The 13,633-nt window shown below is 63.8% G+C and carries 13 protein-coding genes; 7 read left to right on the top strand and 6 right to left on the bottom strand.

What is annotated here, in order from left to right; translation table 11 throughout:
* Positions 1-502 precede the first annotated feature (502 nt).
* Positions 503-1,234 (top strand): PIG-L deacetylase family protein, encoded by a 732-nt coding sequence (locus tag AB4Y35_RS31875; protein ID WP_368707530.1) that lies wholly within the window; start codon positions 503-505, stop codon positions 1,232-1,234.
* Positions 1,231-1,926 (top strand): 4-carboxy-4-hydroxy-2-oxoadipate aldolase/oxaloacetate decarboxylase, encoded by a 696-nt coding sequence (locus AB4Y35_RS31870; RefSeq protein ID WP_368701436.1) that lies wholly within the window; start codon positions 1,231-1,233, stop codon positions 1,924-1,926. Before AB4Y35_RS31875 ends, AB4Y35_RS31870 begins: the two co-directional genes overlap by 4 nt.
* Before the next feature lie 127 nt (positions 1,927-2,053).
* On the opposite strand, the gene AB4Y35_RS31865 is transcribed toward AB4Y35_RS31870, so the two are convergent.
* From AB4Y35_RS31865 to AB4Y35_RS31855, 3 genes are all read right to left on the bottom strand, one after another.
* Entirely contained in the window at positions 2,054-3,181 is a 1,128-nt protein-coding gene (locus AB4Y35_RS31865) for an aminotransferase class V-fold PLP-dependent enzyme (RefSeq protein ID WP_368707529.1), read from the bottom strand.
* Between the two features lie 113 nt (positions 3,182-3,294).
* Positions 3,295-4,794, bottom strand: a complete 1,500-nt coding sequence (locus AB4Y35_RS31860; RefSeq protein ID WP_368707560.1) for a sensor histidine kinase N-terminal domain-containing protein — start codon at positions 4,792-4,794, stop codon at positions 3,295-3,297.
* Positions 4,791-5,474 (bottom strand): response regulator, encoded by a 684-nt coding sequence (locus tag AB4Y35_RS31855; protein WP_368707528.1) that lies wholly within the window; start codon positions 5,472-5,474, stop codon positions 4,791-4,793. The genes AB4Y35_RS31860 and AB4Y35_RS31855 overlap by 4 nt, the downstream gene beginning before the upstream one ends.
* 139 nt (positions 5,475-5,613) lie before the next feature.
* Here AB4Y35_RS31855 and AB4Y35_RS31850 point away from each other — a divergent pair, with 139 nt between their 5' ends.
* The 4 genes from AB4Y35_RS31850 (at position 5,614) to AB4Y35_RS31835 (ending at position 10,810) form a co-directional block, all read left to right on the top strand.
* Positions 5,614-6,708: an ABC transporter substrate-binding protein gene (locus tag AB4Y35_RS31850; protein ID WP_368707527.1), complete on the top strand. Its 1,095-nt coding sequence runs from the start codon at positions 5,614-5,616 to the stop codon at positions 6,706-6,708.
* Positions 6,709-6,845: 137 nt separating this feature from the next.
* A complete protein-coding gene (locus tag AB4Y35_RS31845) occupies positions 6,846-8,582 on the top strand; it encodes an ABC transporter permease (protein ID WP_368707559.1) in 1,737 nt (578 codons plus the stop codon).
* A complete protein-coding gene (locus AB4Y35_RS31840; RefSeq protein WP_368707526.1) occupies positions 8,575-9,642 on the top strand; it encodes an ABC transporter ATP-binding protein in 1,068 nt (355 codons plus the stop codon). Before AB4Y35_RS31845 ends, AB4Y35_RS31840 begins: the two co-directional genes overlap by 8 nt.
* Before the next feature lie 97 nt (positions 9,643-9,739).
* On the top strand, positions 9,740-10,810 hold the full coding sequence (locus AB4Y35_RS31835; RefSeq protein WP_368707525.1) for a porin: 1,071 nt from the start codon (positions 9,740-9,742) through the stop codon (positions 10,808-10,810).
* Positions 10,811-10,830: 20 nt separating this feature from the next.
* Here AB4Y35_RS31835 and AB4Y35_RS31830 read toward each other — a convergent pair whose 3' ends face one another.
* The gene (locus tag AB4Y35_RS31830; protein ID WP_368707524.1) at positions 10,831-11,253 is read right to left on the bottom strand and encodes a hypothetical protein; all 423 of its coding nucleotides are present in this window, start codon (positions 11,251-11,253) and stop codon (positions 10,831-10,833) included.
* A gap of 236 nt (positions 11,254-11,489) precedes the next feature.
* Between AB4Y35_RS31830 and AB4Y35_RS31825 the strand changes: the two genes are divergently transcribed.
* Complete coding sequence (locus AB4Y35_RS31825) at positions 11,490-12,578, top strand: NADH:flavin oxidoreductase/NADH oxidase (protein WP_368707558.1); 1,089 nt, start codon at positions 11,490-11,492, stop codon at positions 12,576-12,578.
* A 34-nt stretch (positions 12,579-12,612) separates the two neighbouring features.
* Here AB4Y35_RS31825 and AB4Y35_RS31820 read toward each other — a convergent pair whose 3' ends face one another.
* A complete protein-coding gene (locus AB4Y35_RS31820) occupies positions 12,613-13,005 on the bottom strand; it encodes a cupin domain-containing protein (protein WP_368707523.1) in 393 nt (130 codons plus the stop codon).
* A gap of 2 nt (positions 13,006-13,007) precedes the next feature.
* Complete coding sequence (locus tag AB4Y35_RS31815; protein ID WP_368707522.1) at positions 13,008-13,598, bottom strand: LysE family translocator; 591 nt, start codon at positions 13,596-13,598, stop codon at positions 13,008-13,010.
* Positions 13,599-13,633: the final 35 nt, after the last annotated feature.

The raw sequence follows: 13,633 nt of genomic DNA, 5'->3' as shown, positions 1-13,633 counted from the left end.
TCGTAGCGAAGGTAGCGCTGGCGCCTCGTGATGCCTTGGCGCTGTGCGCAGGCTCCGGGCGAATGGTTATGCTTTGCCGGTCAGACAGGGCTCGCGGAGCTGGCCCCATGAGCGGCCCGGAAAAGTATGCGGATTGTATTGCAAATGAGAATGCTTGCTATTTAAATATTGCTGTCAATAGGTGTATTCAGCGTTTACGCAACAATTTCAGCGTCAGGCATTCGATGTGGGCGCAACGAAAGGTTGGCAAATTCGGGGCCACAAGGCTTGGGTGCGCCACGCGCGCGTGCGGCTTCATCCCGCGTCGTTGCGCGCTCAACCAATGCACCGCGCGACGCTTGCCGCCGCATGGGCAAGACGCGGCCCGGCCCGTTTTCAAGGCGCATTCCCTGTGGCGCCGATAAGCAGATTCGATGCCTTTCGGCAGTCCTTTCGTTGGTTCGCACGGCGTGCCCAAACCTACAATGGGGCTTCGTGATGATCGACGTCTGGTGAACCGGAAATGACTGAAAAATCGATGCTCGTGGTGAGCGCGCACAGCGCGGATTTCGTATGGCGCGCGGGCGGTGCGATTGCCCTGCACAAGAAGAACGGCTATCGCGTGAAGGTGGTGTGCCTCTCGTTCGGCGAGCGCGGCGAGTCGGCGAAACTCTGGCGCAAGGGCCCCGACATGACCATCGAGAAAGTGAAGGCCGCGCGCCGCGAGGAGGCGCTCGCCGCCGCCGAGATTCTTGGCGCGGAATGCGAGTTCTTCGACCTGGGCGATTACCCGCTGCGCGTTTCCGATGAAGCGCTCCTGCGCCTCGTCGACGTCTATCGCGACGTGCAGCCTGCGTTCGTGCTGAGCCACTCGCAGAAGGACCCGTACAACTTCGATCATCCGCTCGCGATGCACGTGGCGCAGGAAGCGCGCATCATCGCCCAGGCCGAAGGCCACAACCCGGGGCAGAAGATCGTCGGCGCGCCGCCGGTCTACGCGTTCGAGCCGCACCAGACCGAGCAGTGCGAGTGGATTCCGAACACTTTCCTCGACATCACCGAAGTGTGGGACGTGAAGCGCCGCGCCATCGAATGCATGGCGGGCCAGGAGCACCTTTGGGAGTACTACACGCGTGTCGCGCAACAGCGCGGCGTGCAGGCCAAGCGCAACATCGGCATTACGGCGAAGCGCGACATTCAATACGCGGAAGGCTATATGCGCCTGACGCCCGCAGTGGTGGGAGATCTGTCATGAAACGTGGTGTCGTCGTCACCCAGATTCCGCGCGCCGACGCGCGTCACATCGAAATCCTCAAGGAAGCCGGCACGGCCACCGTGCACGAGGCGCAAAGCCGCCTCGGCCTGCTCGCCACGTATCTGCGGCCCATCTATTCGGGCGCCGCGATCGCGGGCCCGGCCGTGACCGTGCTCATGCCGCCCTCGGACAACTGGATGCTGCACGTGGCCGTTGAGCAGTGTCGCGAAGGCGACGTGGTCGTGGCCGCACCCACTTCGCCCTGCGAAGATGGCTACTTCGGCGAGCTGCTCGCCACCTCGCTCGCGGCGCGCGGCGTGCGCGGTCTCATCATCGACGCCGGTTGCCGCGACGTGCGCGCACTGAAGGCGATGGACTTCCCGGTGTGGTCGAAGGCCGTTTCGGCGCAAGGCACGGTGAAGGAAACGCTCGGTTCGGTGAACGTGCCGGTGGTGTGCGCGCAGCAGATCGTGCATCCGGGCGACGTCATCGTGGCCGATGACGACGGCGTGGTCGTGGTGCCGTTCGCCACGGTTGCGAAGGTCGTGGAAGCGACCCAGGCGCGCCTCGCCAAGGAAGAAAAGACGCGCGCGGTGCTCGCCGGCGGCACGCTCGGCCTCGACTATTACGGCATGCGCGAGCGTCTTGCCGAAAAGGGTCTGCGCTACGTCGACACGCCGGCAGACGCTTGAGTCCGCAGCGTTCGATAGCTGCACACGAGTCGCACCGCAGCAAGAACGACAACGAGCGCCGCAAGGGCGCTCATTTCGTTTCGCGACGACCTAAGGAGGCGCGTTGCGCGCCCCGAGGAAACGCGGGTTAAAGAATGCGGTCCAACGCCTTCGCGAACCTTGCGACCGCGCCTTCGATGTCATGTAGTTTTTCGAGGCCGAACAAGCCAATGCGGAAGGTCTTGAAGTCTTCAGGCTCGTCGCACTGGAGGGGAACGCCGGCCGCGATCTGCAGGCCGGCATCGGCGAACTTCTTGCCGGATCGAATGCCGTCGTCGTCCGAGTAGCTGACCACGACGCCGGGCGCCTCGAAACCTTCGGCGGCCACGCTTCGGAAACCCTTGCTAACCAGCAGCGAGCGAATGCGCTTGCCGAGTTCGAGCTGCTCCGCCATCACCTTGTCGAAGCCATATGCCTCGGTTTCCTTGATCACGTCGCGCAGCGTCGCGAGACTGTCCGTGGGCATGGTGGCGTGGTAAGCGAATCCGCCGTTTTCGTAGGCTTCCATGATCTGCAGCCACTTGCGCAGATCGCAGGCGAAGCTGGTGCTGGTCGTGGCGTCGATTCGTTCGCGGGCGAGCGGGCCGAGCATGACGAGCGCGCAGCAGGGCGATGCGCTCCAGCCCTTTTGCGGTGCGCTGATCAGGATATCGACGCCGCTTTTCTCCATGTCGACCCAGACCGTACCGGAGGCGATGCAGTCGAGTACGAACATGCCGCCAACGGCATGCACGGCGTCGGCCACCGCGCGCAGATACGCATCGGGCAGCATCATTCCGGATGCGGTTTCGACATGCGGCGCGAAGACCAGATCGGGCTTGTTCTCCTTGATCGCCGCGACGACTTCTTCGATCGGGGGCGGCGCATAGGCGGCCTGCCTGCCTTGTTCGACGGGGCGCGCCTTCAACACGATCGATTCAGAGGGAATGCTGCCCATGTCGAAAATCTGCGACCAGCGAAAACTGAACCAGCCGTTGCGAATCACGAGGCACTTCTTGTTCGTCGCGAACTGCCGGGCAACGGCTTCCATGCCGAAGGTCCCGCTGCCCGGGACGACCACGACCGACTTCGCGTTGTAGACTTTTTTCAGGGAGCGGGAGATATCTCGCATGACGCCCTGAAAGAGCTGCGACATGTGATTGATCGAGCGGTCGGTGTAAACCACTGAATATTCGAGGAGTCCCTCGCGGTCGACATTGGGAAGTAAACCTGGCACGCTCGCCTCCGATAAGAAAATGAATAATCGAAACGACAACCGATTCTAACCAAAGCCGTCTGCAATTGCGGCGACGAGGCGGCTCGCAATGTTGCACGGGTATTAGATCACGCTCATTGCCCGTTCGCGGCAATGTTGGCGAGCCCACGCTTTTTTGCGGAGCAGCAAATATCGACTGGCGCAGGCGCCGCCATCGCGTTCGTGGCGGGTGCAACTGGAGCGTCAGCCGGGAACGCGACGCTGACTGCGAGACCGCCGCCGCGGGCTTCGTCGAGTGTAACGCGTGCCTCGTGCACGCGCGCGATCTCCGCGACGATCGCGAGACCCAGCCCGTTGCCCTCTACGTTCTGCGTCGATTCGCAACGGTAGAAGCGCTCGAACACGACTTCGCGCTCGTGCCGGGCGATGCCCGGCCCGTTGTCGGTGACCTCGAGCACGGCACAGGTATGGCGCCGCGCCACTCGCACCGTGATGACCGCGCCGTCTCCCGAATAACGGATCGCATTGTCGATCAGGTTGCCGATCAGCTCCTTCAACAGGTCCCCGTGACCCACCAGCTCGACCGCGTCCTGCTGCTCGAAACCGAGATCGATGCCGCGCGATCGCGCCACCGGCGACCAGTCGAGCGTCACGCTGCGCGCGATCTTGTGCAGCAGCACCGGTGCCCGCTTCGTCGCCTGATCGCAGCCGGCATCGAGCCGCGAGAGCGAAAGCAACTGCTGCACCGCCCGCACCGCCTGGCGCACCGCCCGGTTCAGACGCCGCAGATGCAGGCCGGTGCTGGCGTCGAGGTTGCCGCGCTGAGCCAGTTCCGTTTCCGCCTGAATCACTGCCAACGGGGTCTTCAGCTGATGCGCGGCATCGGCAAAAAACCGCCGCCGCGATTCCTGCATGCGCCGCGAGCGCGAGATGTACTGATTGATCGCCTCGACAAGCGGCATGACCTCGCGTGGCAGGCCCGCGGCCGCCAGTGGCGCGCTGTCGTCCTCGCTGCGCGTCGCGACCTTTGCCGACAGGCGGTTGAGCGGACGCAGGCCGCGCCCGACGCCGAGCCAGACGATGCCGAGTGCGAGCACGACCAGCAGCCCCTCCTGAAGCAGCGAACCGATCAGGATCTGCTGCGCCAGCGCCTGACGAGGTTCGATGGTTTCGCCAACCATGATCTGGACCATGCGCGTCTGCGCGGCGGGCACGTCGTGAATGGGCAAACGCAGCAACGCCATGCGCAAGGGCACGCCCCGATAGATCGTGTCGTAGAAGCGGATAGCGAAAGGATCGAGACGGCGCACCGCAGGCTGCGGCAAGTCTGCGTAGCCGGTTACAGGCCGCCCGTCCTGACCCTCCTCTTCGCGAATCAGGTAGTAGATCTTGCTGTCGTTGCTGGATTCGAACATCTCGAGCGCGAGATACGGCAGATCGACATGGACCCGCCCCTCGCGCAGGTGCACCCCCTCGCGGATCGAACGCAGCGAAAACTCGAGCGTGCGGTCGAACGCGGCATGGGCCGACTGGATTGCGCGCTGATAGGTGAGCCACGCATCCAGCGCGAGCAGGCCAAGCAATGGCAGCAGCAGCCACAGTGACATCCGCATCCGCAGATCGGGTGCCCTCAGGCGGGCCTGCATGCCTGCCTCGCTTCGAGCAGATAGCCGAGCCCGCGCAGCGTCACGATCGCCACGGCACTGCCTTCGAGCTTTTTTCTCAGCCGGTGCACATAGATTTCGATTGCCTCGGCATTCACCGATTCGTCGATGCCGAAGATCTTCTCCGACAGCGTCTCCTTGTTGATTGCCCGGCCATTGCGCAGGATCAACACTTCGAGCACCGCGCGCTCTCGCGGCGTGAGCGGGAGCGGCTCGCCTTCGAGACTGAAGCCGCGGTCGGCGGCGTCGTAGACGAGTGTTGCGCAGGCCACGCGCAGACAGTCCTGCCCCTGGCTGCGTCGTATCAACGCACGCGTACGTGCCTCCAGCTCGCTCAGCTCGAAGGGCTTGGCCAGATAGTCGTCGGCGCCGAAATCGAGTCCCCTCACGCGATCCTCCACCGATCCGTGCGCGGTCAGAATCAGCACCGGTACCGTGTTGCGGCGCGCGCGCAGCCGGCGCAGCACTTGCAGACCGTCGAGCCTGGGCAACCCGAGGTCGAGGATCACGAGCGCGTAGTCCTGGGTGCGCAGCACGTGATCGGCGGACTCGCCGTCATGCATGCAGTCGACCGTCAGATGCGCGCTGGAGAGCGCATCGGTCAATGAACGGGACAGGATCGGGTTGTCTTCAACAAGCAAAACACGCATCGCCGCCCCCAGGGAAATCCATGAGAAAAATCATTCGTTTTCCTTCCAGTTATCGCCGTGACTGAAAGCATCCAGAAAGCATTCAGACCTTACCATTCGCCAACACAAGATAAAAGCCCGTCTTGACCTGGAGGAAGACATGCCGATGTCGTTCAAACGCCGTGCCGCTACGCTCGCTCTTGCACTCACCGTCAGCCCGGTCTGGGCGCAGGTTCCTGCCGGCTACCCGAGCCACTATCAAGCCTCGGTGGAAGCCGCAAAAAAAGAAGGAAAACTGATCGTCTACGCCGCGACGGATGCCGCCATCGCGAAGCCCCTCATCAAGGATTTCGAAAGCCTGTATGGCGTGAAGATCGAATACAACGACATGAACAGCACCGAGCTCTACAACCGCTTCATCAGCGAGAACGCCGCGAGCAGCACGAGCGCCGACGTGCTCTGGAGCTCGGCCATGGACCTGCAGATCAAGCTCGTCAACGACGGTCTGATGGCGACCTGGGAGTCGCCCGAGACCCCGCATCTGCCGGCGTGGTCGCAATATCAGAAGCAGGCCTGGGGCACGACCTTCGAGCCCCTCGCGATCGTCTACAACAAACGCCTGATGCCGGCAGGCGAGGTACCGCAGACGCGCGCCGACCTGATCAAGCTGTTGCAGACCCAGCCGGCACGCTACCAGGGCAAGGTCACCACGTATGACATCGAGAAATCGGGTACCGGCTTCAACTATCTGACCCAGGATGCACGCGTGAACCCTCAGGTCACGTGGGCACTCGTGCGGGCAATCGGCGCGACCGGTCCGAAGCTGCAGTCGAGTACCGGCGCCATGATGGAGCGCATCTCCTCCGGCGAGAATTTGCTTGGCTACAATATTTTGGGATCCTATGCGTATAGCAAGGCCAAAAAAGATCCATCCATCGGCTATGTCTATCCGAAGGACTACACGCAGGTGGTCAGCCGCCTGGTCACCATTTCGAAGAAGGCCCAGCACCCCAATGCGGCGCGTCTGTGGGTCGACTACCTGCTCTCGAAACGCGGTCAAACGTTGATCGCGAACGAAGCGAACCTCTTCTCGATCCGCGCCGACGTGACCGGCGAGACTTCGATGGCCGGTTTGACCGAACAGCTCGGAGATTCGCTCAAGCCGATTCCGGTCGGTACCGGCTTGCTCGTCTATCTCGACCAGGCCAAGCGCCTCGAATTTCTCAAGCAATGGCAACAGTCGATCAAGCGCTAGCGCACGCCTGACACGGCGAACGCCGTGAAGCGCCGGACGCTTCGCGGTGCGCTCTCCCCTGTTTCCCTTTTCGATATGCGGCTGCGTGCCGCAGGAGGACCCTCATGCTTTCACGACGCGCGCCCATCCCGGCCGCGATGCCGCTCCATGCCAGGGAGAAAGACGACATTCCGGCGCTGCCCGAGGGGCCGCTGCGCCCCCTGGCTGGCTGGCTACGCTGGCTCGTCATCGCGGTACTGACCGTCGCTGTCGCGCTGCCGGTTGCGCTCATCGTGTTCCAGAGTCTGTTGAGCGCCCCCTTCTTCGACGCGAGCCGCACCTTCGGCCTGGCCGGCTTCGCCTTCATTTTTACCGACCCCGATTTCTGGTCGGCCGCGGGCAACTCCTTCACGATCGCGAGCGGCATGCTGTTCATCTCCATTCCGCTCGGCGGCATCCTGGCCTTCCTGATGGTGCGCACCGACCTGGCAGGACGCCGCTGGCTCGAACCGGTCCTGCTCACGCCCATCTTCGTTTCGCCGATGGTGCTCGCCTTCGGTTACGTGATCGCCGCAGGCCCGGCCGGCTTCTACTCGATCTGGTGGAAGCAGTTGACCGGCATGGAGAGCGCGCCCTGGAACGTGTATTCGGTCTTCGCGATCACCGTGATCGTCGGGTTGACGCACGTGCCGCATGTCTATCTTTATGCCGCGGCGGCCTTGCGCAACCTTGGCTCCGACGTCGAGGAGTCCGCGCGCGTATCGGGCGCCCGGCCGCTGCGCGTGGCCCTCGACGTGAGCCTCCCCATGAGCATGCCCGCGCTGCTCTTTGCCGGCGTACTGGTGTTCTTCCTCGGCTTCGAGGTGTTCGGTCTGCCACTCGTCCTCGGCGACCCCGAAGGGCATCTCGTGCTGGCCACTTATCTTTACAAGCTCACCAACAAGCTCGGCGTGCCCTCGTATCACCTGATGGCCGCGGTCGCCGTGTGCATCATCGCCGTGACCTTTCCGCTCGTGCTGCTGCAGCGGCATCTGCTCAGGAGCGCCAATCGCTTCGTCGCGCTCAAGGGCAAGGCCACGCGGCAGACCGTGCTGGCACTCGGTACATGGCGTTGGGTCGCGCTCGCCGTCGTCGTGTTCTGGTTGCTGCTCACGATCTTCGTGCCGCTTTCCGGCATCGTGCTGCGAGCCTTCGTCACTCACTGGGGCGAAGGCGTGGACCTCGTCGAGACGCTGACTCTCGCGAACTTCTCCGAACTGTTCGAGCACGGCAATCTGGTGCGGGCCATTTTCAACACCTTCGGCATCGGCGTGCTGGGCGGCGCGCTCGCGGTCGGGTTCTACACGCTGGTCGCCTTCGCGGGCCATCGCCAGCATGACTGGGCCGCGCGCCTGCTCGATTACATCGTGCTGCTGCCGCGCGCCGTGCCAGGCCTGCTCGCCGGACTGGCGTTCCTGTGGGTCTTCCTCTTCGTCCCCGGCCTCAAGGAACTCAAGAACTCGATGTGGAGTATCTGGGTGGCCTACACCGTTGTGTGGCTCGCCTACGGCATGCGCCTGATCCAGAGCGCGCTGCTGCAGGTCGGCCCCGAGCTCGAAGAGGCCGGACGCAGCGTCGGCGGCACACGTGCGCGCGTCAGCCTCGACGTCACGCTGCCGCTCGTGCGCTTCGGGCTGCTCGCGGCGTGGCTACTCATTTTCATGATCTTCGAGCGCGAGTATTCGACCGCCGTCTACCTGCTGTCCCCCGGCACCGAGGTCATCGGCGCCTTGCTCGTCTCACTGTGGGCAGCCGGGTCTGTCGATCAAGTCGCCGCCCTTTCCGTCATCAACATCGCAATGGTCGGCGCCGGTCTCGCCGTGGCCTTGCGCTTCGGAGTGAAATTGCATGGATAAGCTCTCGGTCAACGATCTCCATCTGAGCTATGGCGCGCATCCGATCCTCGAGGGCGTCTCGTTCGAACTGAAGGCGGGTGAAGTCGTCTGTCTGCTCGGCGCATCGGGCAGCGGCAAAACCACGCTGCTGCGTGCGGTGGCCGGTCTCGAACAGCCCTCATCAGGTCGCATCCAGCTGGACGAACGCGTCTTCTTCGATCGCGCAGCCGGCATCGATCTGCCCGTCGAGCAGCGCTCGCTCGGTCTCGTGTTCCAGTCCTACGCGCTGTGGCCGCACCGCACCGTGGCCGAAAACGTCGGCTATGGGCTCAAGCTGCGTCGCGTGTCGGCCCCGGAGCGCAAGCGTCGGGTTCAGGCCGCGCTCGATCAACTCGGCCTCGGTGCTCTCGCTGCGCGTTATCCGCACCAGCTGTCGGGTGGGCAGCAGCAGCGCGTCGCCATCGCGAGGGCGCTCGTGTACAACCCGCCGGTGATTCTGCTCGACGAACCGCTTTCGAACCTCGACGCGAAGCTTCGTGAGGAAGCGCGCGCATGGCTGCGCGAGTTGATCGTCACGCTCGGCCTCTCGGCGCTATGCGTGACCCACGACCAAACCGAAGCCATGGCGATGTCCGATCGCATCCTGCTGCTACGCAACGGTCGCATCGAACAGGAAGACTCGCCGGCGGATCTCTACGATTCGCCCCGGACGCTGTACGCCGCCGATTTCATGGGTAGCAACAATCGCTTCGAAGGACGCGTCTGCACTGTCGAACCGGGCCATGTTGTATTGAGCGGCGCGGGCTGGACGTTGCGAGCGTCCGCGCGCGAAGCGCTTACGCCCGGTCAGGCGGTCGAAGCGGTGATCCGGCTCGAGCGTCTTCAGGTCGTCGATGGTCCCGGGCAGAACCGCCTGCGCGCCGAACTCGTCACGTCGATGTTTCTCGGCGATCGCTGGGAATACCTGTTCCATTGCGGCGAACTGCGCTTGCGTGCCTTCGGCATGCAACCTCGCGCCGCCGGCGAGCACTGGCTCGAACTGCCGGCGAACAACTGCTGGGCCTTTGCCCAGGCGGGCTGACAAGGGGCTCGTGCCATTCAGGTTCATTTGCAGTTGCAGTAACCGTGGGTTGGCGCATGCCGCCAGCGGAATCCATCGCAGAAACCGGGAGCAGACAATGAAGTCGCATATCACAAGAACAATCATGCTGGGTCTATCATGCGCGGGCATCGCCGCCGTCGCGCAGGCGCAATCGACGGTCACCCTCTATGGGATCGTCGATGCCGGCGTCGAATACGCAAATCACACCAGCGCAAACGGTGGTTCTGCACGGCTCGTTTCGGGCGGCAAAAATACGTCGCGCTGGGGTCTGCGCGGCGTCGAGGACCTGGGTGGCGGGCTGAAGGCGGTATTCCAGCTCGAAAGCGGCATCAACATCGCGAACGGCACCTTCGACGACGGCCCCGGCGCACTCTTCGACCGGCGCGCGACGGTCGGGCTGAAGAATCGTTTCGGGCAGTTGACGCTCGGGCGCACCTTCACGGTGACGTACGACTACATGCTGCCGTTCGATCCGATGGGCTACGCGCCGAACTATTCATGGGCGACATCATCGAGCGCGACGGGCGGCCGCAAAGACGGTCTGTTCACGCGCTCGGCCAACGCCGTGCGCTACGACGGCGAATTCTCCGGCATCAAGCTGGGCGCGCTGTATGGGTTCGGCAATGTGCCGGGGAGCATGAAGACGAGTTCGAAATACGACTTCGCGCTCGGCTACGCCGGCGGTCCGTTCGCTGCCGTGGTCACCTACGATCGACAAAACGGCGCGGCGGACAGCGTCACGCCCGTCGATCAGACCCGCTACATTCAGGGCATCCACGCGGGTCTTTCCTACGACTTCGGCGCGGCGAAGGCGATGGCCGGTTACCGGAACTATCGCAAGACATTCAGGACTGCGGCGGCAACGCTGCAAAGCGATATGTACTGGATCGGCGGCTCGTACGATTTCAACCCGTACTTCACGCTGCTCGGCGCGATCTATCATCAGAACATCAAAGGAGCGAGCGACGCCGATCCGACGCTGTTCTCGCTGCGCGGGCAATACTCGCTCTCCAAACGGACGCTGCTCTATGTCTCCGGCGGATATGCGATGGCTCAGCACGGTCAGAAGGTGGGCTTGTCGCGCGACCTCATCGGTGCGGCCGACACGCAAACAGGCATGACGGCTGGCGTTCAGCATCGGTTCTGAGTGCTACCTGGGTGTCTGTCTCACGTGCGCGCGGGGGGCTGCGGATTGTTGGCCGGGTTCGTGTCGAACCGGTTCACGCTTTCGATGCCCACCTGGCCAGCGAGGGCCGAGAGCCGCGCATACAACCCGTCGGCGCTTGCCCGGTCGTAGACCTCTGCACCGCGAACATACACCGCAAACGACTTCAGGTACTTCGCCTTTTTCCCTGGATTGGCGATCGTCTCTTTCGTCCATTGATACAGCGGATAGCGGTCCGGCCCGGCGCGTTCCGCCTCTTCGACATAATCGGCGAACGCGTCGAACTGGCACTTCAGGGAGGCGTCGTAATCGCGCAAGACGGCTTCGAGTAAATCGCGCCCCTCGTAGGGGCTGCTCGCCCGCAGCGCATCGGCCAATTCGGGCACGACGGTGATGCGGACCTGGAATTGCCACGTTTCTGCCATGCATGCCTCCTGCGTTGACGAACAGCATAGCCGCTCAGGCGCGGCCGAGACTCGCCGTTCATGATTATTCCCGTCGGGAATCGGCCTTATGAAGAATCTGCGAATTATCGCTCCGTCATGTGACCACTACGATCTACCTGTCACTCATCACCCGACAGAAGATTTTAATGTCCACACTCGCAGGCAAAGTCGCCGCCAATAGCGGCGCAACATCCGGCACCGGCACGAGCCATCCCATGCTGTTCACGCCGATACAAGTCGGCAACCTGAACCTGGCCAACCGTATCGTGATCGCCCCAATGGCCCAGTACTCGGCCGAAGACGGGCAGATGAACGATTGGCACCTGATTCATCTCGGCCAGCTGGCGCTTTCAGGTGCGGCGGCGCTCACCATCGAGGGGACGGCGGTCACCCCCGAAGGCCGCACGAGTTATGGCGACGTGGGGCTCTATTCCGACGAGAGCGAAGTCGCCATGGCGCGCGTGCTGCAGAGCGTGCGGCGCTGGTCCGACACGCCGGTTGGCATCCAGCTCAACCATGCTGGCCGCAAAGGGTCGCGGCAGAAGTTATGGGACGGCGGCGCACAGATTCCCCATGGTCGCGAGAATGGCTGGAACACCTACGGCCCATCGCCGCTCGCTTTCGCGGCCGGCGAGACACCACCCACCGCGCTGGACCGCGACGGTCTGGCCGCCATTCGCGATGCCTTCGCGGCCGCCGCACAACGCGCCTCCCGGCTCGGCTTGAACTTCATTCAAATCCTCGGCGGGCACGGCTACCTGCTCCATCAATTCCTCTCGCCGCTCTCGAACCACAGGGACGACGAGTACGGCGGCTCGCTGGAAAACCGCATGCGTTTTCCGCTCGAGGTGTTCGAAGCCGTGCGAGACGCGTTTTCGCACGAGCGCCCCGTGACGATGCGGATCTCCGCGACGGACTGGGTGGACGGCGGGTGGTCCGTGCACGACGCGATCGCCTTTGTCCACGCACTGGAGGCCAGGGGATGTGCGGCGGTCAATGTTTCGAGCGGCGGCTCGAACCCGGCCGCGCAAATTCCGGTCGGGCCCGGCTATCAGGTTCCCTTCGCGCGGGCCGTGAAGCAGGCGACGACGCTGCCTGTCATCGCCGTCGGCATGATCACCGAATTCGAACAAGCCGAGTCCATCCTCCGCACGGGAGACGCCGACCTGATCGCGCTGGCCCGGGCCGTGCTCTTCGACCCGCGCTGGCCCTGGCACGCTGCCGCTCACTTCGGAGCCCAGGTCAGGGCGCCGAAGCAGTATCTTCGCGCTCAACCCAGCCGGCTGCGAAAGGTGTTCGTTTGAAGCCGTCTTGTCGATGTCCGCGCGCTGGGCCGTTTTAGCGCGCTTTGCCTAGCTGCTCTTCGATCGTCCTCGTCAACGGCGATTCCACGCGCCCCGTATGCAATGTCTGCACGGGCTCGATCAGCACGACCCAGCATTCGTCCGCTGCGACGGGATTGTGCAGCGTGCCGCGCGGCACGACGTGCATCGAGCCCGCGGGCAGATCGACGACACGCCCGCCTCCATACTCGATCTTCAGATGGCCGCGCACGACGAAGAACAGTTCGTCCTCGTGCTCGTGGTCGTGCCACACGAGCTGCCCGCGCACTTTGGCGACCTTGACGTACTGATCGTTGACCTGGGCGACGACTTTCGGCGACCAGTAATCGGACACATCGGCGAACGCGGCTTCAAGATCGAACGATTCGGCAAACGGATGACCAGGCATCGTTATCTCCATGCTGGAATGACGGATGCGGCGAGCAGGACGCCCATCGCAAGATTAAGGATGCGCCAGTGGCGCGGCGTGCGAAAGAGGCGGGCGAGCAGCACGCCGAGCGCGCACCACAATGCGAGCGAGACGCACGCGGCCGCACCGAACGCGGCGCCGAGCAGCAGCGCGAGTCGGTTCGGATTGCTTGCGAGCAGCGCGAACGACGCCGCCGCGCCGACCGTCATCGCCCAGCTTTTCGGGTTGAGCCAGAGCAGCAGGCAACCGTTGACGAGCGTGATGGGGTGCGCGGGGCCGTTACCTTCATTCGGCGGCCCGCTGCGCGCGATGCGCCACGCGAGCCACAGCAGATACGCGGAGCCGACTGCCTTGACCGCCGTTTGCAGCGACGGCAACGCGAGCAGCAGACCGCCCAGCCCGAGCCCGGCGACGGCGGCGAGCACCGCCAGGCCCATCGCGATGCCGAGCATCAGCGGAATCGAACGCGCGAAGCCGAAGCGCGCGCCCGAAGCGGTGGCGAGCGTGGTGGCGCCGCCGGGCGTCACGGTCGCAATGACGACAAAGAGGAGAAGCGGCAGGATCGAGGTCATCGGTGTAAATCCGGGCGAAGAAAACTTGCACTGTA

It is taken from the genome of Paraburkholderia sp. EG286A (assembly GCF_040965375.1).
Taxonomy (GTDB): Bacteria; Pseudomonadota; Gammaproteobacteria; order Burkholderiales; family Burkholderiaceae; genus Paraburkholderia.
This window is presented reverse-complemented; position numbering and strand designations above follow the sequence as displayed.